Annotated in this window: 24 protein-coding genes; 17 read left to right on the top strand and 7 right to left on the bottom strand. The window is 67.5% G+C overall.

Translation table 11 applies throughout. From position 1 onward, the window contains the following. Positions 1–39: 39 nt before the first annotated feature. On the top strand, positions 40–2,040 hold the full coding sequence (locus ACWDUN_RS16975) for an FUSC family protein (protein WP_449930572.1): 2,001 nt from the start codon (positions 40–42) through the stop codon (positions 2,038–2,040). Between the two features lie 7 nt (positions 2,041–2,047). On the opposite strand, the gene ACWDUN_RS16970 is transcribed toward ACWDUN_RS16975, so the two are convergent. Continuing rightward, a complete protein-coding gene (locus tag ACWDUN_RS16970) occupies positions 2,048–2,671 on the bottom strand; it encodes a PaaI family thioesterase (protein WP_449930570.1) in 624 nt (207 codons plus the stop codon). Positions 2,672–2,876: 205 nt separating this feature from the next. On the opposite strand from ACWDUN_RS16970, the gene ACWDUN_RS16965 reads away from it, so the two are divergent. The 6 genes from ACWDUN_RS16965 to ACWDUN_RS16940 all read left to right on the top strand — a co-directional run bounded on the left by ACWDUN_RS16965 (position 2,877) and on the right by ACWDUN_RS16940 (position 8,291). Next, positions 2,877–3,458, top strand: a complete 582-nt coding sequence (locus tag ACWDUN_RS16965; RefSeq protein ID WP_449930568.1) for a TetR/AcrR family transcriptional regulator — start codon at positions 2,877–2,879, stop codon at positions 3,456–3,458. Next, positions 3,458–4,474, top strand: coding sequence for a hypothetical protein (locus tag ACWDUN_RS16960; RefSeq protein WP_449930566.1), 1,017 nt, complete (start codon positions 3,458–3,460; stop codon positions 4,472–4,474). Before ACWDUN_RS16965 ends, ACWDUN_RS16960 begins: the two co-directional genes overlap by 1 nt. A 19-nt stretch (positions 4,475–4,493) precedes the next feature. Then, a complete protein-coding gene (locus ACWDUN_RS16955) occupies positions 4,494–6,170 on the top strand; it encodes a hypothetical protein (RefSeq protein ID WP_449930564.1) in 1,677 nt (558 codons plus the stop codon). 151 nt (positions 6,171–6,321) lie between these two features. Continuing rightward, a complete protein-coding gene (locus tag ACWDUN_RS16950; RefSeq protein WP_449930562.1) occupies positions 6,322–6,528 on the top strand; it encodes a hypothetical protein in 207 nt (68 codons plus the stop codon). A 9-nt stretch (positions 6,529–6,537) separates the two neighbouring features. Further along, positions 6,538–7,017 carry a nucleoside deaminase gene (locus ACWDUN_RS16945; RefSeq protein WP_449930561.1) on the top strand — a complete coding sequence of 160 codons (480 nt, stop codon included), beginning with the start codon at positions 6,538–6,540 and terminating at the stop codon, positions 7,015–7,017. Then, a complete protein-coding gene (locus tag ACWDUN_RS16940) occupies positions 7,014–8,291 on the top strand; it encodes an alpha-amylase family glycosyl hydrolase (protein WP_449930559.1) in 1,278 nt (425 codons plus the stop codon). Before ACWDUN_RS16945 ends, ACWDUN_RS16940 begins: the two co-directional genes overlap by 4 nt. Here the strand turns inward: ACWDUN_RS16940 and ACWDUN_RS16935 are convergent. Continuing rightward, a complete protein-coding gene (locus tag ACWDUN_RS16935) occupies positions 8,282–9,604 on the bottom strand; it encodes an NAD(P)/FAD-dependent oxidoreductase (protein WP_449930557.1) in 1,323 nt (440 codons plus the stop codon). The genes ACWDUN_RS16940 and ACWDUN_RS16935 overlap by 10 nt on opposite strands. 217 nt (positions 9,605–9,821) lie before the next feature. Between ACWDUN_RS16935 and ACWDUN_RS16930 the strand changes: the two genes are divergently transcribed. Both ACWDUN_RS16930 and ACWDUN_RS16925 read left to right on the top strand, forming a co-directional pair. After that, entirely contained in the window at positions 9,822–10,817 is a 996-nt protein-coding gene (locus ACWDUN_RS16930; RefSeq protein WP_449930555.1) for an esterase family protein, read from the top strand. 140 nt (positions 10,818–10,957) lie between these two features. After that, positions 10,958–11,185 carry a hypothetical protein gene (locus tag ACWDUN_RS16925; protein WP_449930553.1) on the top strand — a complete coding sequence of 76 codons (228 nt, stop codon included), beginning with the start codon at positions 10,958–10,960 and terminating at the stop codon, positions 11,183–11,185. A 145-nt stretch (positions 11,186–11,330) separates the two neighbouring features. Here ACWDUN_RS16925 and ACWDUN_RS16920 read toward each other — a convergent pair whose 3' ends face one another. From ACWDUN_RS16920 to ACWDUN_RS16905, 4 genes are all read right to left on the bottom strand, one after another. After that, positions 11,331–12,398, bottom strand: a complete 1,068-nt coding sequence (locus tag ACWDUN_RS16920; RefSeq protein ID WP_449930551.1) for an AAA family ATPase — start codon at positions 12,396–12,398, stop codon at positions 11,331–11,333. Between the two features lie 9 nt (positions 12,399–12,407). Beyond that, positions 12,408–13,445: an aliphatic amidase gene (locus tag ACWDUN_RS16915; RefSeq protein WP_449930549.1), complete on the bottom strand. Its 1,038-nt coding sequence runs from the start codon at positions 13,443–13,445 to the stop codon at positions 12,408–12,410. 55 nt (positions 13,446–13,500) lie between these two features. Beyond that, positions 13,501–14,130 (bottom strand): AmiS/UreI family transporter, encoded by a 630-nt coding sequence (locus ACWDUN_RS16910; RefSeq protein WP_449930547.1) that lies wholly within the window; start codon positions 14,128–14,130, stop codon positions 13,501–13,503. A 98-nt stretch (positions 14,131–14,228) separates the two neighbouring features. Next, positions 14,229–15,254, bottom strand: coding sequence for a substrate-binding domain-containing protein (locus ACWDUN_RS16905; protein WP_449930677.1), 1,026 nt, complete (start codon positions 15,252–15,254; stop codon positions 14,229–14,231). 157 nt (positions 15,255–15,411) lie between these two features. On the opposite strand from ACWDUN_RS16905, the gene ACWDUN_RS16900 reads away from it, so the two are divergent. After that, positions 15,412–15,831: a MarR family winged helix-turn-helix transcriptional regulator gene (locus ACWDUN_RS16900; protein WP_449930545.1), complete on the top strand. Its 420-nt coding sequence runs from the start codon at positions 15,412–15,414 to the stop codon at positions 15,829–15,831. Positions 15,832–16,165: 334 nt separating this feature from the next. Here the strand turns inward: ACWDUN_RS16900 and ACWDUN_RS16895 are convergent, their stop codons facing one another. After that, entirely contained in the window at positions 16,166–17,353 is a 1,188-nt protein-coding gene (locus ACWDUN_RS16895) for a macrolide family glycosyltransferase (RefSeq protein ID WP_449930543.1), read from the bottom strand. Between the two features lie 191 nt (positions 17,354–17,544). On the opposite strand from ACWDUN_RS16895, the gene lon reads away from it, so the two are divergent. From lon to ACWDUN_RS16860, 7 genes are all read left to right on the top strand, one after another. Continuing rightward, positions 17,545–19,881, top strand: a complete 2,337-nt coding sequence (gene lon / locus ACWDUN_RS16890) for an endopeptidase La (protein WP_449930541.1) — start codon at positions 17,545–17,547, stop codon at positions 19,879–19,881. A gap of 96 nt (positions 19,882–19,977) precedes the next feature. Further along, a complete protein-coding gene (locus ACWDUN_RS16885) occupies positions 19,978–20,445 on the top strand; it encodes an OsmC family protein (RefSeq protein ID WP_449930539.1) in 468 nt (155 codons plus the stop codon). A 10-nt stretch (positions 20,446–20,455) separates the two neighbouring features. Further along, entirely contained in the window at positions 20,456–20,845 is a 390-nt protein-coding gene (locus ACWDUN_RS16880) for a nitroreductase family deazaflavin-dependent oxidoreductase (protein WP_449930537.1), read from the top strand. Positions 20,846–20,847: 2 nt separating this feature from the next. Continuing rightward, on the top strand, positions 20,848–21,171 hold the full coding sequence (locus ACWDUN_RS16875) for a TfoX/Sxy family protein (protein WP_449930535.1): 324 nt from the start codon (positions 20,848–20,850) through the stop codon (positions 21,169–21,171). 41 nt (positions 21,172–21,212) lie between these two features. Further along, a complete protein-coding gene (locus tag ACWDUN_RS16870) occupies positions 21,213–21,869 on the top strand; it encodes an endonuclease (RefSeq protein ID WP_449930533.1) in 657 nt (218 codons plus the stop codon). Then, positions 21,866–23,098 (top strand): NAD(P)/FAD-dependent oxidoreductase, encoded by a 1,233-nt coding sequence (locus tag ACWDUN_RS16865; protein WP_449930531.1) that lies wholly within the window; start codon positions 21,866–21,868, stop codon positions 23,096–23,098. The genes ACWDUN_RS16870 and ACWDUN_RS16865 overlap by 4 nt, the downstream gene beginning before the upstream one ends. Before the next feature lie 20 nt (positions 23,099–23,118). Further along, on the top strand, positions 23,119–24,108 hold the full coding sequence (locus tag ACWDUN_RS16860; RefSeq protein WP_449930529.1) for a malate dehydrogenase: 990 nt from the start codon (positions 23,119–23,121) through the stop codon (positions 24,106–24,108). The last annotated feature ends 1 nt before the right edge of the window (position 24,109 follow it).

Raw genomic sequence — 24,109 nt, 5'->3', positions numbered from 1 at the left:
CACCGGTGATACCAGTGCGACTGGGGTGACAATGGCGTGATGACCTCGAGCCGCCGGCTGCGTTTGACGCTGTACGACTCGAATGCGGTGCTCCGCAGCCTGATCGGTGTGTTGGCCATCGTGCTGCCGGCCATCCTTCTCGGCGCGCCCGCTCAGGTGTCCGCGGCGGTCAGTGCCGGGATGGCCGGCATCGTCGCGGGTGCCAGCGCTCTGCAGGACAGTCCGCGCGGCCGGTTTCCCATCGTGGTGGTCGTCTCGCTGGAGTTGGCCCTGGCGGTACTGCTCGGCGCGCTGACCGGTGGGCACGATATGGCCCTGCTGATCGCGCTGACCGCGTGGTGTGCGATCGCCGGCCTGCACTGGGCGCTCAGCGCCAACGCCGGCCTGGTGGCCGCGGCCGGTGCCGCCCTGGTGCTGACCGCCGAGCCACCCGCAACCACCGCGGCGGCGCTGAGCGCGGCCGGTCTCGCCTTGGCGGCCGGGCTGATCCAGGCCGGGCTGATCGTCGTCTGGCCGCAGCGTCGCTGGCGCACCCAGCGCAGTGCGCTCACCCGGGCCTATCTGTCACTGGCGGCCGACGCCGACCGGATGACCGACGCCCAGACCACGATCGCGACCGAACCGTTGATCCAGTTGCGCGAGGCGTTCACGGTCAGCGAGGCACTGGCCAAACGGCGCCCCCCGATCTACCGGGGTTGGTACGGACTGCCCGAGCGGATCGCCGAAACGCTGACCGCGCTGCAGGCCCATCGTGAGGACGAGGCCGTGACGCGCCTGTTGCACACCACCTCCGAACTCCTCGTCGTCATCGCCCACGCGCGCCGGCGGTCCCGCAGCGATATCGGCTATGCCACCGGTCAGCTCGACGGCGCGGTCGAGACCGTCACCGGCAGCGCCCGCGATATCGCCGTGCGGCTGGCCGGGCAACTGCGTGAGGCGGTCGAACTGCGGTTCGGGCAGTTCGAACCCGAACAGATCGCACACCTGCGCCGTCCCGGCGTCCCGCACGCCCTCACCGCGGTCGCGGGACTGATGCGCGAACAGACCAACCGCCACTCCCCCATCCTCCGGCACACCGTGCGATTGACCGCGGCCACCGTCATCGGTGTCGCAGTGTGGCGGTTCGCCGGTGTGCCGCACGGGGTCTGGATCGCGCTGACCGTGCTGATCGTGCTGCGCCCGGAGACCGCGCACACCTATACCCGGTGCGTCTGGCGCATCGCGGGCACCAGCGTCGGCGTAGCGGTCGGCGCCATCGTGATCGCCATCTTCGATCCGACGGCGGTGACCTCGGCGGTGCTGGCCGTGGTGCTGGTGGCCGTGGGATACGGCTGCGCGGAGTTCAGCTATCTGGCGGTCAACGCGGCGATCGCCGGAGCACTGGTGCTGCTGATCAACACCGGGGGCACCGCCGACGCCGAGGCCATCGGGGATCGGCTGCTCGCCGTGCTGATCGGGGGTGCGCTGGCGGTGACGGTGCATGTCGCCTTGCCCGACAACGCACTCGTGCGGCTGCGCCAGCGCGCCGGGGAACTGCTCAAGACCGAGATCGACTATGCCGCACTGGTCATCCGGGCGTTCGTACACGATCTCGACCATCCCAGGGAAGCCATGGAGTCGGCGTGGGCCCGGGCGGTCAGCGCCCGCACCGCATTCGAGGCCACCGCCGGTGCCACCGGAACGGACTGGCATCAGCTGCGCCGCTGGATGCGCGCCTACCGCGCCGCGCTCAACGCCGTGACGACGTCATGCGCCAGCCTGGAGGCGCACCTGCCGGCCCATCCGCCGTCGAACCTGAACCGTGAATTCGTGGCCGCGGTCGACGATTACGTCAAGGCGCTGTCCGGTGATCCCGCGACGCCGGCCGCGCCGTGGCGCGTGGACACCGATGCGCTGCTGGCCGCCAGCGCCGGCGTGCGCGAGGCGGCGACGCTGCTGACCGATGCCGACGCCGCCGAGCGGGTGCTCGTCGGCGAGATCGCCACCATCACCGCGGTGGTGACCGAGGTGGCCTCCAGCGATATCCAGATCGCAAGCTGACCGGTGGTCAGTCCCGGGCCCACTTGGGCCGGATGAACACGCCTTCGGCCTGCGCGGTCGGGCCCTCGGCATCGGAGATCGTGCCGACGGCAAAGGTTTTCACGCCTTCGGTGCGGACGATCTCGGCGTGGGTGCGCAGCGCGCCCAGCGGGGTGGGACGCAGGTAGCGGATGCTGATGGTCCCGGTGAGCCGCGGACTGGTGGCCGGGCTGGCCGCCTCACCGAGCACATGGTCGAGGATCATCGCCGCCACACCGCCGTGTACGTGACCGGGCGGGCCCTCATAGGCCGCGCCCAGGGTGAACTCCGCGGCGACCGACCCGTCGGGGTGGCGCTGGACCAGCAGCGGCGGGGCGATCGGATTGCGCAGTCCGATCACGGCGTTGCCCCACGGCATCCGGTCGCCCTGCGCGGTGAATCGCACACCGAACGGGCCGTCGAGTTGATCGCTGCGCAACGCCGCCGTCGCCGCGTCGATCTGCGCCTTGGCCGCGGCCACCGTCTCGGCATCGGTGGCGGTGCGGATGGTGGCGTCGATCAGTTCGCGCACCGATTCGGTCAGCGGCCGATAGATGGTGCGCAGTCTCTCGACATCCTCGGCGCTGAGGTCCTCGAGGGTGAAGTCCAGCATCCCTGAACTAGAACACGTTCTAGGCCGTGCTGTCGAGTGAACCCGCTGGCGAAACCCCCGTACCCGGGGTTGCGGAGGCCCGCACAACCCCGGGTACGCGAGTTTCGCACGCCTTGCGTCGGCCGTCACACCCCCGCCTGGCAGGTGTTATAGATAACCTAAGTTTTCGTGGTCAGTTGTCTACGAAAACCGATAGGCTCGTCGCATGGCTGCACGCACACACAGCGCCGACCCGCGCGCCGAACGGGTCCGCACACTTCTGCACGAGGCCGCCTTCGCGCTGGCCCACGAACACCCCGTCGACGAACTGACGGTGGCCACCATCGTCGGTCGCGCCGGGGTCAGCCGGCAGGTGTTCTACCAACACTTCCGCGACCGCGACGACGCGGTGGCCGCGGCCTTCGCCGTCGCGTTCGGTCAGGCAACGGCCGATATCGGCGACGACCCCCGGGTGCGCATCATGCGACTGTTCGACTTCGCCGGCGAGCACCGCGAGATGTACCGCAACGTCATCCCCAGCGCCGTCACCCAGCGGGTGGTCAACGCCTTCCGCGCCGAACTGGCCCCGGCGTGCGCCGATATCGCCACGCAGGGCATGTCCGTCATCGCGCCGATGTCCGGCCTGACGGCCGAGGCGGTGACGCGGTTCCTGGTCGGCGGCTTCATGGAGGTGTTGCGGTCCTGGATGGAGGAACCCGACGCCCGCGACGCCCGCGACCTGCGCGACCGGGTGGCCGCAGCGTTCGACACCGTCAACGCCCTGCTGACCCTGCCGGAGCGGATCTGATGGCCCGGCACCGCGACACCGCACCGGTGGTCACCGCGGCGCAGGTCCGCAATGTCCTACTGGCGATGGGCGTGTTCACCGCGCTGGTGCTCGCCATGATCGCCAGCTACGCCGGCGCCTTCGCCAAACCGACGCTGCGCCACCTCGACGTCGCCGTCGCCGGCCCACAGCAGCTGATCGACGGCCTGCAGGCGCGCTCCGAACTGGCGGTCACCCCGGCCGCCGACGACGCCGCCGCGCGTGCCCAGGTGCTGGAACGCAAGGCCGACACGGCATTTGTGGTCCAGCAGGGCAACCTGGACATCTACGTCGCCGGCGGGGGCGGCCGCAGTGTCGCCGCCGCCGCCGAGACCGTGGGACGCGCCGTCGCACACGACGCCGGGCTGGCCGCCGCGGTCACCGATATCGCCCCGACGTCGTCGGGCGATCCTTCCGGCACGGTCGAGTTCTATGCCGTCATCTTCGTTTCCATCGGCGCCTCGGTGGGTGCCGCGGCATTCGGCCGACTGGTCGGCGCCGTGCACCGGCCGGCCACGCTGGCCCTTCGCACCGCCACCCTGTGCGGGTACTCGGCACTGCTGGCCGGCGTCGTCACCGTCTATGTCGACAGCGGACTCGGCGCTCTCACCGGTCATCCCTGGCAGGTGTTCGGGGCGTTGTGGCTCTACGCCATGGCCGTCGGTGGCGCCGTCACCGGCGTGGCCGCCGCATTCGGCACCGTCGCCGCCATGGCGGTGACCGCCTTCCTGGTCGTGGTGGGCAACGCGGCCGCTGCCGGGCCGGTCGGCCGCCCGCTGCTGACCGGGTTCTACACCCTGTTCAACCAGATCGTCCCGCAGGGTTCGGGGGTATCCCTGCTGCGCAGCATCGAGTACTTCAGCGGTCACGGTGCCTCGACACCACTTGTCACACTGACGATCTGGGCCGCGACCGGCGTGGTATTGGCCACCCTCGCCACAGCCTGGCGCATGCCCGCCGCACGACGGATGCGGCAACGCGTCTCCGCATCCGGCTGAGCGCAACTATCGTTTGGCCATGAGTGAGTCCTACTACGACCTCGGGACATATCACCGGCCGACCGACACCGCCGCCCACGAGGCCCAGCAGTGGTTCGACCGCGGACTGATCTGGGCGTACGCCTTCAACCACGACGAGGCGGTGCGCTGCTTCGAGCGGGCACTGCACCATGATGCCGATCTGGCGATCGCGCGCTGGGGTATCGCCTACGCGATCGGGCCGAACTACAACAAGGCCTGGGACGCTTTCGATCCCGTGGAGCTGGCCGACGCGCTGGCCCGGGCCCGGACAGAGCTGCAGCTGGCCGCGGCGGGGCGCACGTCGGCGGCCGAACGCGCCCTCATCGACGCGTTGGCCGTCCGGTTCCCGACCGACGATCCGCTCGATGCCGAAGCCTTGCGGCGCGGTCACCATGAGTACGCCGACGCGATGGCGGCGGTCGCGCGGGTCCATCCCGATGACGTGGATGTGCAGGCGCTCGCCGCCGATGCCCTGCTCAACGTCACCGCATGGGCGCTGTGGGACGGCGTCACCGGCGAACCCGCCGCCGGATCACGGGTGGTCGAGGCAATGCAGATCCTCGATACCGCACTGACGAGCGCCGCCGGACGAACCCATCCGGGCATCCTGCACCTCTATATCCACGCGATGGAGATGTCGGCGCATCCCGAGCGGGCCCTGCCGGCGGCCGATCTGCTGCGCGGGCTGGTACCGGATGCCGGCCATCTGCAACACATGCCCAGTCACATCGACGTGCTGTGCGGTGACTACCGGGCCTCGGTGGTGGCCAATCAGGCCGCCGTGGTCGCCGACCGCAAGTTCGTCCGGCAGGCCGGACCTCTGAATTTCTATTCGCTCTACCGTGCCCACGATCTGCACTTCGTGGTCTATTCGGCGATGTTCGAGGGTCACTTCCAGACCGCCGACGACGCCGCGGTGGAACTCGCCGGCCAACTCACCCCCGACCTACTTTCCATTGCGTCGCCGCCGATGGCCGATTGGCTGGAGGCCTTCGTCCCGCTGCGGGTGCACGTGCTGGTGCGGTTCGGCCGGTGGGCCGATCTGATATCGCTGACGCTGCCCGAGGACACCGGGCTGTACTGCACCACCACCGCCACCGTCCACTACGGCCGCGGGATCGCCTACGCGGCCACCGGCCGACTGACCGAGGCCCACGCCGAGCGGGAGGCGCTGGGCGATGCCTACTCCCGCATCCCGGACACCCGGTATCTGTTCAACAACACCAGCCTGGACATCCTGGCCATCGCGATCGCCATGCTCGACGGTGAAATCGCATACCGAGAGGGCCGATTCGACGAGGCGTTTTCACACCTGCGGCACGCGATCGCGCTCGATGACGCGCTGCCCTACGACGAACCGTGGGGGTGGATGCAGCCGACACGCCATGCCTACGGCGCGCTGCTGCTCGAACAGGGCCGGGTCGAGGAGGCGGCCGGTGTGTACGCCGCCGATCTCGGCCTGGACGACACCCTGCGCCGGTCCTGCCAGCATCCCGGCAACGTGTGGAGCCTGCACGGTTACCACGAGTGCCTGCAACGACTGGGACGCGACGGCGAAGCGGCAATCATCGGCCGGCAACTCGACCTGGCCCGCGCCCGCGCCGATGTGCCCGTGCTGGCATCGTGCGCCTGCCGCCTGGACGTCACGCCGCGGACTGCGCAGTGTTGCGAATAGGTGAATTTACTTGGCAGTCAACGTGTCATGCATCGAACACGGCGCCGAGCGCCTATCGTGGTCGTCAGGAAATGGTGACAGGGGGATGCGCGATACGCCGCGCGCGACCACTCCACCCCGTGAAAGGACAACGATGTCCAACGAACGGCACATGACGACCCGACGACCGACGGACGAGCCCTTGTTCACCCTCGTCGGGATGATCCGCCACGCCGTCGCCGACCCGGTCCGGTCGGCCGGCGGCAGCAAATCCGATGTCGAGGCGATCGCCGTCGCGGCGGCCTATGCGGCATGGTGCTGGGGCTCCACTCCGGCGGCCGCGGCCGAGCCGCCGGGCCTGAACCGGATGCCCGCGTAAACTGCCGGTGTGGCGATCAGCGACGAGGACCTCGAACATCTGCGCCGCTGCGTCGAATTGGCACGCACCGCCCTGAAGTCCGGCGATGAACCGTTCGGCTCCGTTCTCGTCGACGATGCCGGTGTCACGCTGTTCGCCGATCACAATCACGTCGCAGGTGGTGACGCCACCCAGCATCCGGAATTCGCCATCGCCCGGTGGGCGGCCGCGCACCTGAGCCCCGCGCAGCGTTCGACCGCCACCGTCTACACCTCCGGCGAGCACTGCCCGATGTGCTCGGCAGCGCACGCCTGGGTGGGGCTCGGCCGCATCGTGTACGCCGCGTCGGCGGAACAGCTGAGTCGGTGGTGTGCCGAATGGGGTACTCCCCCGATGCCGGTGGCACCGTTGCCGATCGGCGCGGTCGCCCCCGGCGTGGTGGCCGATGGACCCGCCCCGCAATTGGAGGACGAGATGCGCGCGCTGTACGAACAGGGCTTTCGACCGTGAGCGATCCGGACTGGGTGCGTCACGTCATCTGGTGGCAGATCTACCCGCTGGGGTTCGTCGGCGCCTTCCCGGCCGAGCCCGCTCCGGGCCCCGACGAGCATCGGCTGCTGCGCATCGTGGACTGGCTGGATCATGCGGTGCAGCTGGGCGCATCCGGCCTGGCGCTCGGTCCGGTGTTCACATCGCGCACCCACGGCTATGACACCACAGACCATTTCCACATCGACCCGCGTCTGGGCGATGATGCCGATTTCGACCGGCTGATGCAGGAATGCCGCTCCCGCGACCTCCGGGTGTTGCTCGACGGCGTCTTCAATCACGTGGGCACCGACTTCCCGCGCTACCGCGGTGCGGTCGAGGGTGGACCGGCGGACTGGTTCCGCAAGGGCCGCAACGGTTTCGGAAATTTCGAAGGCCACGGCGAGCTGATCGCGCTGGACCACCGGAATCCCGAGGTGGCGGCCTACACCGTGGACGTCATGGATCATTGGCTGGCCCGCGGTGCGCACGGCTGGCGGCTGGACGCGGCATATGCGGTGGCGCCGCACTTCTGGCAGCAGGTGCTCCCGGAGGTGCGCCGACGTCATCCGGACGCATGGTTCCTCGGCGAGGTGATCCACGGTGATTATCCAGCCCAGGTCGAGTCCGCAGGCTACGACTCGGTGACCCAGTACGAACTGTGGAAGGCCATCTGGAGCGCGCTCAACGATCAGAACTTCCATGAACTCGACTGGGCCCTGCAGCGGCACAATGACTTTCTCACGTCCTTTGTGCCCCTGACGTTCATCGGCAATCACGATGTCACCCGGATCGCCAGCAAGCTCGACGATATCCGGCACCTCGAACACGCACTGGTGTTGCTGCTCACCACCGGTGGCACCCCGAGCGTCTACGCCGGCGACGAATGGGCCTGGCGGGGCGTCAAGGAGGACCGGGCCGGTGGCGACGACGCGGTTCGTCCCGAGTTCGGACAAATACCGGATCCCGATGACACGCTGGCGCTGCATCAGTACCTCATCGGGTTGCGCCGCCGAAACCCGTGGCTGCACACGGCGACCACGGAAGCGGTGTCATTGACCAACACCGGCTACCTGTATCGGGTGTCGGCGGACGGGCACGCGCTGGTGGTGGCGCTCAACGTCGATGATGCGCCGTTGCAGGCGCGGCTGCCCGCGCCGGGCACCGTCATCGCGGGATCGGGTGCACCGCCCACCGAGCGGGTCGAGGACCTCGTCGTCCCGCCGCACGGTTGGGTGATCGTGGACTACGGCTGACTGTCGTCGGACCAGGTGTAGAGCCGTTCGGGTATGCCGCGGTCGCCGAGCATGAAGGCGCGGTGATAGCGCTCGGCCCGACCGACGGCCGCCATCCACGTCATCACCGTGCTGATCCGGTTACGAACGCCGGTGAGGAAGGCGATGTGGATGAAACCCCAGGCCAGCCAACCCAGGAAGCCGGACAACCGGACCGGGCCGACCTGCAGCAGCGCGTTGCACCGGCTGATATAGGCCGCCGAGCCGAGATCGCGGTAGCGGTATGCCCGCCGCGGCGTGCCGTCCAGGTCGCGACGCACGCAGGCGGCCACGTGCAGCCCGCCCTGCATGGCGTTCTCCGCGACACCCGGAAAATCGCCGCCGACCAGGTCACCGATGACGAAAACCTCGGGGTGCGCCGGCAACGACAGATCCGGCGCCACGCTGATCCGGCCCGCCCGGTCGGTGTGGGCGCCGAGGACCTCGGCGGCGTGCCTGGCGAACGGAACGGCCTCCACACCGGCCGTCCACAGCACTGTTCTGGTCCCAAACTTTTCGGGCGGCCCGCCGGACTTCGGTGTCACCGTCACACCGTCGCGGTCCACATCGATCACGTGCACACCCATGTGCAGTTCGACGCCCAGCGCCTGCAGCGTGCGGGTGGCCTTGTCGGTCAGACCGGGTGCGAAACTCTTCAACACCCGGTCGCCACCGTCGAACAGCAACACTCGCGCGTCCTCGGGGTCGATGCTGTGGAACTCATGGGCCAGCGTGCGCGAGGCCACCTCCCGGATCTGACCGGCGATCTCCACCCCGGTCGGTCCGCCACCGGCCACCGCGAAGGTCAGCCAGCCGTCCCGTTCCGGGCCCGGTGGCAGAGTTTCGGCGATCTCGAAGGCGGTGAACAGCCGCTGCCGGATGCACAACGCGTCGTCGAGGGTCTTCATGCCGGGCGCCCACTGCGCGAAATGCTCCTTGCCGAAGTAGGACTGCTGCATTCCCGCGGCGATGACCAGCACGTCGTAGTCGACGGTGAAGGTGGTCTCATCCGGTCGCATGGCCGTCACCGTGCGCGCGTCGGGGTCCAGCCGGATGGCCTCACCGAGCAGCGTCGTGATGTTGGGATAACGCGAAAGCTCCTCGCGCAGTGAACGACTGATGTGTCCGATGCTCAGTGTGCCGGTGGCGCACTGGTAGAGCAGCGGCTGGAACAGGTGACCGGCGGCACGGTCGAGCAGCGTGACGTCCACGTTCGCTCTGCCGAGTCGGCGCGCGCAGAACAGGCCGCCGAAACCACCGCCGATGATGAGTACTCGCGTGCGGGCGTCACCCATCAGCCGACAATAGCGCCGCCGAGGCCGGCGGCCGAGTATTCAGCGGACTGCAGACCGGTGGCTGCGAAACGGTCTCAGCGCCGAGTCGCAATCGTTGCGTAACCGCGATACACCACGCCGCGCTGGTACGCCTGTGACTGATGAGGCGCATGTTGAACTACCAACCGAAGAAAGCAACGGCGATTGCTTGGACACGAAAGGTGGGTTGGTTGCCGTTATGAAGACCATCAGGAAAATCCGTGGCGGTTGGCTCCGCAGACTGGCGGTGGTTGCCGCGTCGATGCTGGCCCTGCCCGGGCTGATCGGTTTCGCCGGGGGTTCGGCGACTGCTGGTGCATTCTCGCGGCCGGGTCTGCCCGTCGAGTATCTGGACGTGTTCTCCCAGTCGATGAACCGCAACATCCGTGTGCAGTTCCAGGGCGGCGGACCGCACGCGGTGTACCTGCTCGACGGCCTGCGCGCGCAGGACGACTACAACGGCTGGGATATCAACACCCCCGCCTTCGAGTGGTATTACCAGTCCGGGTTGTCGACCGTGATGCCGGTCGGTGGCCAGTCCAGCTTCTACGCCGACTGGTACGCACCGTCGAAGGGCAACGGGCAGAACTACACCTACAAGTGGGAGACGTTCCTGACCCAGGAGCTGCCCGCCTACCTGGAGGCGACCAAGGGCGTGTCGCGCACCGGTAACGCGGTGGTCGGCCTGTCGATGGCCGGTAGCGCCTCGCTGAACTACGCGATCCACCATCCGCAGCAGTTCATCTACGCCGCTTCGCTTTCCGGCTTCCTGAACCCGTCCGAGGGTTGGTGGCCGATGCTGATCGGTCTGGCCATGAACGATGCCGGCGGGTACAACGCCGAGAGCATGTGGGGCCCGTCGTCGGACCCGGCGTGGAAGCGCAACGACCCGATGGTCAACATCAACCAGCTGGTGGCCAACAACACCCGCATCTGGATCTACTGCGGCACCGGCACCCCGTCGGACCTCGACGTCCAGGGCAACGTCGGCAACCTGATGGCCGCACAGTTCCTGGAGGGCTTCACCCTGCGGACCAACGTCAGCTTCCGCGACAAGTACGTCGCGGCCGGTGGCACCAACGGCGTTTTCAACTTCCCGACCCATGGCACCCACAGCTGGGGCTACTGGGGCCAGCAGTTGCAGATGATGAAGCCGGACATCCAGCGTGTGCTGGGAGCTCAGGGCATCGCCTAGCTCTGCACCACAGAACCCAGGGAGCCTGCCGTACCCCCCGAACGGCAGGCTCCCTGCTTTTGTCTGCCGGGCGGGCGGTTCCGGCGAACAATCGTCGCCTTCGCAACAAAGAGCTGCGCGGCGACGAGGTCGAGCCATCGGTGATCGAGCAGGTCCGACCCAATCTCGTTGTCTGGTCGTCGTTGTGGCCGATCCGACCCGATCTGCGCATCCGGTTCTATCTCACCGACTTGCCGGACCGCGGCGCCGATCTGCGCTGGACGCTGCTGGCCGAGGAGCCGGCACCGGACCCGGAGTTCGTGCGCCGGGTGCGGCACCGGATCGGCGAGCTCATCAACGCCAGTCTGCGCTACACCTACGGTCAGTGAAAATCGGTTGCGTCACCGCCCGGTAGGGGCGTTGAGTAGCACCATGGGCGGGCAACGACAACGCAGCGACTGCTGGGATAGTCTGCGCGCCACTGCCATCGGGTCGATGTGGGGACGGTCGATGCTCGGGGAACCGTTGCGGCGGTCAGCTTCCCGCCGCAACGATGCGCACCTCGCCGTCGCTCACCACGGCGCAGATGCGATGGGGCGTGCCACCGTTGGGCCGGGTCGCGAGTAGGTGCTCGGCCACCGGCGCCGCCAACTGCGTCCGAATGATTCTGCGAAGGCCCCGCGCTCCGTAGACCGGATCGAAGCCCTTGGCGTGCAGCAGGTCGAGGACATCGTCACCCGCGGTCAATTCGACCGATTCGCGGGCCAGTTGCCGGGCGAGGACCTGAAATTCACGCAGCGTCACCGCACGCGCGGTGTCCGGGGTGAACGCATCCATGACGACCACCTCGTCGATGCGGTTGAAGAACTCCGGATCGAAGAAGTTCTCCACGGCCTCGTGCACGACGGCGCGATGGTCGTGCTGCTCGTCGGTCGCGGTGGCCCTGCGTCGGAACCACGGGAGCCGCCGGTGATCGCGTTGGTGGCGGGCGACCTCCGCCGAACCGAGGTTCGACGTGATGAACACGTGGCAGTTGCGGAAGCTGATCCGTTCGCGCCCGTTTGCCAGACGTAATTCGCCACAGTCCAGGACGTGCAGCAGCGCCCGGATGACGGTGCGGTCGGCCTTTTCGATCTCGTCGAGCAGGACGATGCCGGCCGTGAACGGGTCACCCTCGATCCTGTCCCTGTCGAACAGGGTGAACGATTCCTTGCTACCGGCGTAGCCCGGCGGCGCACCGGAGAAGGACGCTGCGTAGTGCTCCTGGACCAGCGCGGCCATGTCTATCCGGCATAGATCGTCGGGGCCGGAACGTAATTCGCTCGCCACCTGTCGGACCAGTTCGGTCTTGCCGACCCCGGTCGGCCCCACGAGCAACACGCTCGACAAGGGTCGACCCGGGTCGGCAACCCCGGCATGTGCGATGGCCAGGGCACGCGCGACGGCGTCCAACGCCACGTCTTGGCCCAGAATTCGGGTACCGAGCCGGCGGCGAAACTCGACCGGGTCGAAAGCGGTCGGGCCGGGCGGAGCGGCACCATTGGTGCCGCCGCCGTCGAACGTGGCGTTCTGGTCGTGGTACATGTCGGTGATGAACGGCATGAAAGCTCGCTAAACCTCTGCGCTCTGCTCGACCGGCAGTGCTCCGACGCGGCAGTCAGCGACACCGACGGTGTCCCGGGTGATCGACTCCACGACCTCTTGAGCCTTCTGCGCATCGGTCACCCACAACTTGTAGAACTCAAAGGGGCAATCCGCGACGCCCTTGTCCCCATCGCCGGCGGCATGCACGCCGGAGTAACCGCGGTGCAGCAACTTGAACAGGTGGTTCTGCGACTGGTCGTTGTGCCGGGCATCGCGTATCGCCGACAGCGACAGTTGGGCGAACTGGATGCCGTACTCCTCTTCACCCGTCTCGCCGAGGGTGCGCCCGTCGAATCCGATCACCGCGGAATGCCCGAAGTAGGAGTACACGCCGTCGAATCCGGCGGCATTCGCCACGGCCACATAGCAGTTGTTGGCCCAAGCCATCGCCTTGGCCATCAGCACCTGCTGATCCTTGGCCGGGTACATATACCCCTGGCAACGCACGATCAGCTCGGCGCCCTTCATGGCGCAATCGCGCCAGATCTCCGGATAGTTGCCGTCGTCGCAGATGATCAACGAGATCTTCATACCCTTGGGGCCTTGACTGACGTACGTCGTGTCCCCCGGGTACCACCCCTCGATGGGGCACCACGGCAAGATCTTCCGATACTTCTGCACGATCTGGCCGGTGTCGTCGATGAGGACCAGGGTGTTGTAAGGCGGCTTGTTCGGGTGGTCTTCGTGCCGCTCACCGGTGATGGAGAAAACGCCCCACGTCTTGGCCTTGCGGCAGGCCGCGGCAAAGATGTCGGTCTCATCCCCCGGGATCGTCGCGGCCGTGGCGTACATCTCGTCGGGGTCGTACATGATGCCCTGAGTCGAGTATTCCGGGAAGACAACAAGATCCATGCCTGGCAGCCCCGACTTCATCCCGACCACCATGTCGGCGATCTTGCGTGCGTTATCGAGAACCTCCTGCTTGGTGTGCAGCCGCGGCATCTTGTAGTTGACCACCGCAACCCCGACGGTGTCCGGGCTCGATGAGATGTCACCGTGACGCATTTGATCTCCTCCTTGTTGGGTGAAACAGGTTGACGTGCTTCGGTTCGGAACGGATTCAGCCGTAGATCGGCTGTTTGGCGACCCCGGCCGGGGAACGACGTGGTGCCGAACTCGCCAGTTTGGCGACGACGAGAAGCAGCGACAGCCCCACCGCCCAGGCCACGGCGATGGCAGCCGATGTCCGGTATCCGCCGGTGAGCGCGAGGAAGGCCGGCACCGCGCAGGTGGGCAGGCTCAGCAAGGTGACCGCCCAACCGGTGAAGGACGTCAACTCCTCCCGGCCGAGGCCCAGCACGAGGAAGAACAGCGTCCACAACACCGCCCACGCCAGCCAGATCACCCCGAAGACGGGATCACCGGAGATGGTGAACGACAGCATCGAGTAGACCACCGCGGCCAGCGCAACGAACAGCGAAAACCAGCCCAGCCCTTCGGGTTCGAGACCGGCGAGGTTGACGACTCCGACGTAGAGGTAGGTGAACCCGAACAGGTAGAGTCCCGAGGCCGCCAGCGTGGCGGCCGCATCACCGGCGGCCTGGATGAGCATCACCGTCGGCACGACGCACTGCAGGGCACCGACGAACAGGTTGAGCACGGCGGCTGACCGCGCCGGGACCCTGCCCAGCAGCATCAGGCCGTTGACGAAGAGAACGGCCCCGACATACAGCAAGCCGACATTGTTCATGACCACTCCGACCGCTCACATTCAGATGGAATATCTCCAAATGAAAGTAAGTGATGGGCGACACAGTGTCAACACTGCCGGCCGCGGGCTCACCGGCCTCAGCGCCTGCCCAGCGTGGTCAGCACATCGAAGTCGAAGCCGTCGGCCATCGCCAGGTGAACCGGCTGCTCGGTGACATCTGGCCGGAACTGCACTGTGCCCCTTGGACTTTCGTAGGCCACACACTCGGAAGTGGACACATCGTGCAACCGACCGGCACGGTGGATCAGGCGAGCCAGCAGTTGCGGACCCTCGTAACAGGATTCGGAGATTCCGGTCAGCGGCGGCGCGGCCGGACCATGCATGTCCACGTACCGCTGCATCAGGTCCATCGAGTTCGCCCCCACCATGGACCGAAAGTACGAGGCAGCGGCGAAAAGCCCACGGGTGGCGCCCTCCCCGCTGGCCAGCAGCATGCTCTCATCCATCAACGGGCTGAATCGCAGAAACTCCTGATCTGCAGCCGATGCCGCACACGCGCGGTTGAACTCCACCGCGTCCTGACCGACCAACAGCATCAGCACCGCGTCACAACCGGAACGCACCGCGTCGGTCACCACCCCGGTCACCTCCCCCTTGCCGAGATCGACGAACCGGCGCCCGACAATCTGCAGGTTCAGTTCGTCGGCATAACGGCGCACCGCGGCCATCGACGATCGCGGCCACACGTAGTCATCCCCGACGATGAACCACCGACGGATGCCCGCGTTGTCACGCAGCCAGCGCAACGCCGGCGCGATCTGCCCGTCGGGAGTCTCACCGCAGCAATAGATGTCGCGACGGGTCTCGCCGCCCTCATAGAGCGCCGGATAGGCGTAGGGCACCCGCCCCGCCACCACCGGCGCCAACGCGTTGCGCACCGAGGAGATGTGCCAACCGCTCACCGCATGCGCGCGGCCGCTGGTGATCAGCGCGTCAACCGCTCCGGCGACGACCGCGGGCGGCGCTCCCCCGTCGACGATCTCGACGCACACCTCACGTCCCAATACGCCGCCGGCGCGGTTCAGATCATCGGCCACCAACCGGCTCACCGCTTCACACGACGGCCCGAACACCCCGCCCGGCCCCTGCAGCGGCACGACCATGGCCAGCCGCCATGCCTCGTCGCGACCCGAAGTCGCGGAGTGCCTGTTCACTGCGTCGTCCTCACCGGAGCCGTCGACGGATCGGCTGCTATCATTTCCACTTGGAAGTATTGCGCCCGCCGGGTGGTCTGGGCAAGGTCCGGAGGAGATGTCGTTCATGCCGAATGACCGGTCTGCCGATCTGGCAGCAACGACATCGACGGCACCGGCGGTGCTGCGGGCGGCGCGCAGACTCTCCGCCGGCCTCGAGGCCGAACTGCAGGCCGAGCAACTCGGCATCGATCATTGGCTGGCCATCGAGGCGCTGGCCGCCGCCAGCGGGTTGACCATGGCCGAGTTGCAGAGCGCGACCGCGACGGCCGGACCGACGCTGACCCGGATCGTCGACAAGCTGATCAGCCTCTCGCTGGCATACCGCGAGGTCGATGCGGTGGACCGACGCAAGGTGCGGGTGTACCTGAGCCCACGCGGGGAGCAGCTGCGTGACCGGCTCGCACCGGTCCTGGCCGATGTCGAACACCAGTGGTTGGAGTCCGAGGGCGGTGCGCTGCGCCGGTCTCTCACCCGTCGCACCTGAGCTCTGTTCTGTGCTCCCATCCGCCGTGTGTGTAGGACGTCGCCGAACTTGTCGGATTTGAGGACCAGTGACCTGCGGGATTCTCACCAGCCTTGCACTCGGTGTTTCACCAAGGTGTCGGAACCCTCGGGTGATTGCCTGGATGACGGCGCCGGCCGGTCGGTGACATGGGTCGTCAGTCGATGTCTGGCGCAGGTGTGGTCATGGAATGCCAAACGGAGAAACGGACGGTTGCGGCTACACGACGTCGATTCAATATCGTCGTCGCGCTGGAGCTGATCGTCGTGGAACTGCGCAACTCGTCGGCGCCAGCCTCGTCCGCGGTCACATCGGCTCAGTGTTCGCCGAGCACGCGAGGTTGGTCCAGTACCCGTTCGATCACGTCCGCAGCCGTGGCGGCGCCTCCGGCAGCATCCATCTCGGTACGCATCTGACCCAGTCGATCACGTATGCCCGCATCGCCGGCGGCCGCGGTCACCGCCGTCCAGATGGCAGTGGCGTCGAGGTGCTCCGGGTTGAGAGCGAGCCCGAGGCCAAGCCCGGCGATCCGATCGGCGTTCGCCCGCTGCTCGGCCATCTGCGGTATTGCGATCAACGGAACCCGCTGGTAGATGCTCTCCATGGTGCTGCCCATCCCGCCGTGGGTTAGGAAGGCGTGAGCGTGCCGTAGGACGGCCACCTGCGGCACCTGATCATGGACCTCGACATTGTCCGGGATGGGTCCGAGCCCGTCTGGAGCGACCTGTCCGCCGATCGCGAGCACAACATGCCAGGGCCGGTCGGCGGCCGACTCGACGATCATCCGGTAGAACTCGGGCCGGTCGTTGTAGGCCGTCCCGAGTGAGACCAGCAGGACCGGTCGACGGTTTGCCGGTGGCGTCCAGTCGGCGTTCAAAGCCTGCTCGGTGAGACATGGCCCGACGAAATGCCATCCCTCGAAGGTCTCACCGGAGTACTGGAAGGCGCGGGGCAGGGTGACGAGCCGCGCGGCTGCGGACCGGCCTTGGAGGAAGTTGCCGACCCCGCCGATGTCCTGGCTGCGCAAGTAGCGGCCGATCCGGAATATCTGCCACAGGAACCGCGGGCTGACCGGGTTGATCTCGGCATAGGTGTTCATCGACCAATGCTCATTGCTGACGAAGTTCGGCCAGGTCTCCACCGCGGGCACACGCCACCGATGAGCCAGGATCCTGCCCCACCAGGCGAGTGTGCCGTCGTGCAGCACTAGGTCGGGAGGCTGCGTCGCGGCGAGAAGGGGCACCACGGCTGCGGTCTCATCCAGCAGCAATCCCATCGCTCGGATCAGTTCCTTGCCATGCATTTGCGGTGGCCCACCATCGACCTGTTCCCAGGTTGAGATGACAGGTTCGAACCGGGCACCTGTCTCGGCGATTCGATCGCCGAACATGCGGGGCGCCCAATAGGTCACCCGGTGGTCCCGGCGTAAGAGTTCGGCCACGATCCCGAGCGTGGGATTGATGTGACCGGCTCCCAGCGGGCCGTAGGCATAAATGGTCGCCACTAAGGATCAAAGGTAACCGAAACTCGCGCCGGAGGCGCTAACGCGCGCGAACGAGCCTGACGGTGCACCGAAGATCCGAACAATATCGGCGGATTCCTACAGTGTGTTCGCCCACAGCGCAGCACCGCGCCGCCGGGAACAACCCGACCGCCTCCGTAGTTGAGCCCCTCAGAATCAACTTTGGAGGTTTGATGTCTGAAGCCATCGCAGTCCCGGTCTTGTTCGTCAGCGAACCCATCGTGCTGCCCGGCATGGTGGTGCCCATCGAGCTCGACGACGCCGCCCGCGCCGCCGTCGAAGCGGCCCAGGTCGCAGCCGGCGAGGGTGAGACCGGCACGCTGCTCATCGCCCCGCGCCTGGATGACCGCTATCCCACCCACGGTGTGCTGGCCTCGATCGTGCAGGTCGGCCGGGTCCCGGGCGGCGGCGCCGCTGCCGTCGTCAAGGGCGAGACCCGCGCACACATCGGCTCGGGCACGACCGGACCGGGCGCGGCGCTGTGGGTCGAGGTCGACCCGATCGCCGATGCCGAGGTGTCCGAGGAGACCAAGACGCTGGCGGGCGAGTACAAGAAGCTGCTGCTGGCGATGCTGCAGCGGCGCGAAGCCTGGCAGATCGTCGACGTCGTCAACAAGATCAGCGATCCGTCCGCGCTGGCCGACACCGCCGGCTACGCGTCGTACCTGACCGACGTGCAGAAACGCGAGCTACTGGAAACCTCCGATGTGGGCCGTCGCCTCCGTCTGCTGATCGACTGGACCGGCGAGCACCTGGCCGAGACCGAGGTCAACGACAAGATCGCCGAGGACGTCCGGGCCGGAATGGACAAGCAGCAGAAGGAATTCCTGCTGCGCCAGCAGCTGGCCGCGATCCGCAAGGAACTCGGGGAATTGGGCCCAGAGGGTGCTGACGACCCAGCGGATTATCGGGCCCGCGTGGAGGCCGCCGAGCTGCCCGAGAAGGTCCGCGAGGCCGCGCTGCGCGAGGTCGGCAAGCTGGAACGCACCAGCGACCAGAGCCCCGAGGGCGGTTGGATCCGCACCTGGCTGGACACCGTGCTGGACCTGCCGTGGAACTCCCGCACCGAGGATTCGACGGATCTGAAGTCCGCCCGCGAGATCCTGGACGCCGATCACCACGGACTCGACGACGTCAAGGATCGCATCGTCGAGTACCTGGCGGTGCGCGCGCGGCGCGCCCAGCGCAACATGTCCGTCGTCGGCGGTCGCGGTTCGGGTGCGGTCATGGTGCTGTCCGGGCCTCCCGGCGTCGGTAAGACCTCGTTGGGCGAATCCGTGGCACGGGCGTTGGGCCGCAAGTTCGTTCGCGTGGCTCTCGGCGGCGTGCGCGACGAGGCCGAGATCCGCGGGCACCGGCGCACCTACGTCGGTGCGCTGCCAGGCCGCATCGTGCGAGCCATCGGTGAGGCGGGATCGATGAACCCCGTCGTGCTGCTCGACGAGATCGACAAGGTCGGTTCGGACTACCGCGGCGACCCGTCATCGGCGCTGCTGGAGGTGCTGGACCCGGCGCAGAACCACACCTTCCGCGACCACTACCTGGAGCTGGATCTCGATCTGAGCGACGTGGTGTTCCTGGCCACGGCCAACGTGATCGAGAACATCCCGTCGGCGCTGCTGGACCGCATGGAGCTGATCCAGATCGACGGGTACACCGAGGACGACAAGGTGGCCATCGCCCGGGATTACCTGCTGCCGCGCCAGGCCGAACGGGCCGCGCTGACCTCCGATGAGGTCACCGTCACCGACGCCGCACTGCGCAAGATCGCGGCCGACTACACCCGCGAACCGGGCGTGCGCCAGTTCGAGCGGCTACTGGCCAAGGCACTGCGCAAGGTCACCACCAAGATCGCCGGTGACCCGATCACGATCGATGAGCCGGATCTCGTTGCGTACCTGGGCCGTCCGCGGTTCACCCCGGATTCCGACGAACGCACGTCGGTCCCGGGCGTGGCGACCGGCCTGGCCGTCACCGGACTGGGCGGCGATGTGCTCTACATCGAGGCCGGTTCGGTCGACGCGGAGCCGGGGCTGAAGCTGACGGGTCAACTGGGCGACGTGATGAAGGAGTCGGCGCAGATCGCGCTGTCCTACGTCCGCGCGCACGCCGAGCAGTTGGGCGTCGACCCGAAGGCACTGGACCGGCAGATCCACGTCCACGTGCCCGCGGGCGCGGTGCCCAAGGACGGCCCGTCGGCCGGCGTGACGATGGTGACCGCGTTGGTTTCCATGGCCACCGGACGGCAGGTGCGCGGCGATGTCGGCATGACCGGCGAGGTCACGCTGAACGGCCGGGTGCTGCCCATCGGCGGTGTCAAGCAGAAGCTGCTCGCCGCACAGCGGGCCGGGCTGAAGACCGTCTTCATCCCGCAGCGCAACGAACCCGATCTCGACGAGGTCCCGGCCGAGGTGCTCGATGCGCTGGAGGTGCGGCCGATGACCGATGTCGCCGAGATCGTGGCCTTGGCGCTGGAGCCGGCCGCCGAGACGGTGACCGCGGCCGCCTGACAGCTCTCCAACCCCCGCCGCGAGCAGACGTGAATGGCCCTATATCTCGGGATATAGGGGCCATTCACGTCTGCTCGCCGGGATAAGGTGACCGGCATGACCGGTAAGACGCATCAGTACGCGCTCGATATCACCTGGACGGGCAATACCGGTACGGGCACCAGCGGCTACCGGGAATACGAACGGGCGCACGAGATCAGCGCGCCGGGCAAGCCGACCATCGCCGGCAGCTCGGATCCGTCCTTCCGCGGTGATCCGCAGCGCTGGAACCCCGAGGAACTGCTGGTGGCGTCGCTGTCGCAGTGCCACATGCTGTGGTTTCTGGCGCTGTGCGCGCAGCAGGGCATCGTGGTCACCGGCTACACCGACCACCCGTCGGGGACCATGGCCGAAACACCGGACGGGGGCGGGCATTTCACCGACGTCACGCTTCGGCCGGTGGTGTCGCTGGCCGATCCGTCGCAGGCCGATGCGCTGCTCGATATCCACGAGCGCGCCCATCACCTGTGTTTCATCGCCAACTCGGTGAATTTCGAGGTCCGGTGCGAGCCCGGTTCGGCTTAAACTCGGCGGCATGACCGACGTGAACGCGCTCAAACGCCGTGTCGTGCATCCCGTTCAGCGCCGCGTCGTCAATCCCGTCGGACGGCGTCTGCCCGTCACCATGCTGGAGACCACCGGCCGCAAGTCCGGGCAGCCGCGGCGCACCGCGGTGGGCGGGCGGGTCGTCGACAATCAGTTCTGGATGGTCTCAGAGCACGGTGAGCATTCGCACTACGTGCGAAACATCAAAGCCGACCCGGCCGTCCGGGTCCGGATCAGGGGTCGATGGCGCACCGGCACCGCGCACCTGCTGCCCTCGGATGATCCGATCGCCCGGCTGGCCCAGCTGCCGCAGCTCAACAGCGCGATGGTGCGGGCCATGGGCAGCGACCTACTCACCATTCGCATCGATCTGGACTGACGATGGCCTACGACGAAGACCTCGCCGAGCGGGTCCGAGAGCTGCTCGGCGGCGCCGACGAGAAGCGGATGTTCGGCGGGCTGGCTTTCCTGGTGAACGGCAATATGGCCGTCTGCGTCTCGGGCCAGGGCGGGTTGATGGTGCGGGTGCCGCCCGAGACGACCGAAACGCTGCTGGCACGCGCCCATGTGACGCCGATGGTGATGTCCGGCCGTGAGGTCCGTGGCTGGATCCGGGTGGCGACGACGGGCCTGACCGACAAGCGCACGCTGCGATCCTGGGTGCAGCGCGGGGCCGACCACGCGAGGTCACTCGAGCCCAAATAGCCGACGTTTGTCGTGGCCCGTGCGCGGGGTACCTCAACCGGATGTCGGATCACGAAGAAACAGTCGATCGACTCCTCGAACACGCAGGCACCACCTACGCCGATGAAGCCGGCATCTCACTCAAGGACACACCGGCACCGCTGTTCCAACTGCTTACGCTGGCCATGCTGGCCAGCAAACCCATCGGCGCGGATATCGCCACCGCGGCCGCCCACGAGCTACACACGTCGGGACTGCGGACACCGGACGCCGTCCTCGACGCCGACCGCAAGACCATGATCGAGGCATTCGGCCGCGCCCATTACGCCCGCTACGACGAGAGTTCGGCGACCCGGATGACCGAACTGGCATCCCGGGTACGCGACGAGTACGGCGGGGATCTGCGCAATCTCGCCGAGTACGCGAAACATGATGTGGCAGTGGCCAAGCGGGACCTGCAGGAATTCAAGGGCATCGGCCCGACCGGTGCGGACATCTTCCTACGGGAAGTGCAGGACACCTGGACATGGGTGCGGCCCTACTTCGACGATCGTGCCGTCGACGCCGCCCGCGAGCTCGGACTGCCTGCCGCCCCGGACAACCTGGGCAGGCTCGCGCCCCGCCGATCGGCCCAACTCGCCGCCGCACTGGTGCGGGTATCCCTGGACGACGACCTGCGCGACACCATCAAGTCCGAGCGGACGGAGAAGCGGTCATGACCAAACCCACCCATGTCATCATCGGCGGCGGACTCGCCGGCGCCAAGGCGGTTGAGGCACTGCGCAGCAAGGACTTCGGCGGCACCATCATCCTGTTCGGTGCCGAGGACGAACTCCCCTACGAGCGTCCTCCGCTGTCGAAGGACTATCTGGCGGGCAAGGCCACACCGGCCGATTTCACCGTGCAGCAAGCCGATTGGTACCGCGAGCACGATGTCGATCTCCGGCTCGGTACCGAGGTCACGACGATCGACCCGGCGGCGCATGCCATCAGCTTCGACGAAGGCCGTCACGAGCACTACGACAAGTTGCTGTTGGCCACCGGTTCCCGGCCACGTCGGCTCACGATCCCCGGCGCCGACGCCGACGGTGTGCACGTGCTACGCACCGTCGGCGATGCCGCCACGCTGCTGTCGGTCCTGGAACACGGTAAGCGGCTGGCGATCGTGGGCGCGGGCTGGATCGGGCTGGAGGTCGCGGCGTCCGCACGGTCGCGCGGGATCGAGGTGACGGTCGTCGAAACGGCCGAGTTGCCCCTGCTGACTGCGCTGGGGCGCGAGAACGCCGAGATCTTCGCCGCCCTGCACACCGACCATGGCGTGGATCTGCGCTTCGGTGCCACCGTCGACGGCATCACCACCACCGCCGGCGGGCCCGCCACCGGACTGCGGCTGGGCGACGGTTCGACGGTGGTCGCCGACGCCGTGCTGATCGCGGTCGGTGCCCAACCCAACGTGGAGCTGGCCGAACAAGCCGGCCTGGACATCGTCGAGGGCGGTATCGCCGTCGACGCGTCGCTCAAGACCAGCGACGACGATATCTACGCCGTCGGCGATATCGTGTCAGCCCAGCATCCGCTGTACGGCACCCGGATACGCACCGAACATTGGGCCAACGCGCTCAAGCAGCCGGAGGTGGCCGTCGCCGGCATGCTGGGCACCCCGGGGATATACGACGAGCTGCCCTACTTCTACACCGATCAGTACGACCTCGGCATGGAATACGTCGGCTATGCACCCCAGTACGACTCGGTGGTGTTCCGCGGCGATGTCACCAAACGTGAATACACCTCGTTCTGGCTGGACAAGAAGAACCGCGTGCTGGCGGGGATGAACGTGAACATCTGGGAAGGACTCGATGACATCAAGGCGGTCATCCGGTCCGGCAAGAAGATCGACCCTGATCAATTGGCGGATTCGAAAGTCCCACTGGCCGAACTGTTCAACTGACCACCGCTAGGGTGGTCCCCATGTTCCCCACCCCGGTCAACGTCGTCGTCACCGGTGCCGCCGGCCAGATCGGTTACGCTGCCCTGTTCCGGATCGCCGCGGGCGCCATGCTCGGCCGTGACACCCCGGTCACCCTCCGACTACTGGAACTGCCCGACGCTGTCCGCGCCGCCGAGGGCGTCGTGATGGAACTCGATGACGGCGCCTTCCCACTGCTGGCCGGCACCGAGATCTACGACGACCCGGTGCGGGCCTTCGACGGCGTCGACGTCGCCCTGCTGATCGGTGCCCGGCCACGCACCAAGGGGATGGAACGTGCCGATCTGTTGGGTGCCAACGCCCAGATCTTCGCCACCGCGGGTGCGGCGCTCAACGCCGGCGCCTCCACGGGGGTGCGGGTTCTGGTCGTCGGAAATCCCGCCAACACCAATGCCCTGGTGGCCTCGACGCACGCACCCGACATCCCGCGCGAGCGGTTCACCGCGCTGACCCGACTGGACCACAACCGCGCGGTGGCCGCGATGGCCCGCCACGCACGCGTGCCGGTCACCGAGATCAGCCGGATGACCATCTGGGGCAACCACTCCCCGACGCAGTACCCCGACATCTTCCACGCCATCGTCGGCGGCCGGTCGGGCGCCGACTACGCCGCCGACACCCATTGGCTGGCTGATGATTTCATACCGACGGTGGCCCGGCGCGGCACCGCGATCATCGAGGCACGCGGTGCCAGTTCGGCGGCCTCGGCCGCCAACGGCGCCATCGACCACATCGACGACTGGGTGCACGGCACCCCCGACGGTGACTGGACGTCGGTGGCCCTGCCCTCCCCCGGCGCCTACGGTGTCGAGGAGGGACTGGTGTGCTCCTTCCCGTGCCGTTCGGTCGACGGGCGCTGGGAGATCGTCGAAGGCCTTGACGTCAACGCCTTCTCACGATCCCGCATCGACGCCTCGCTGACCGAACTACGCGAGGAACGCGACGCCGTGGCGGCGCTGGGCCTGCTGTAGC

The organism is Mycobacterium sp. NPDC003323 (assembly GCF_053589535.1).
This window is presented reverse-complemented; position numbering and strand designations above follow the sequence as displayed.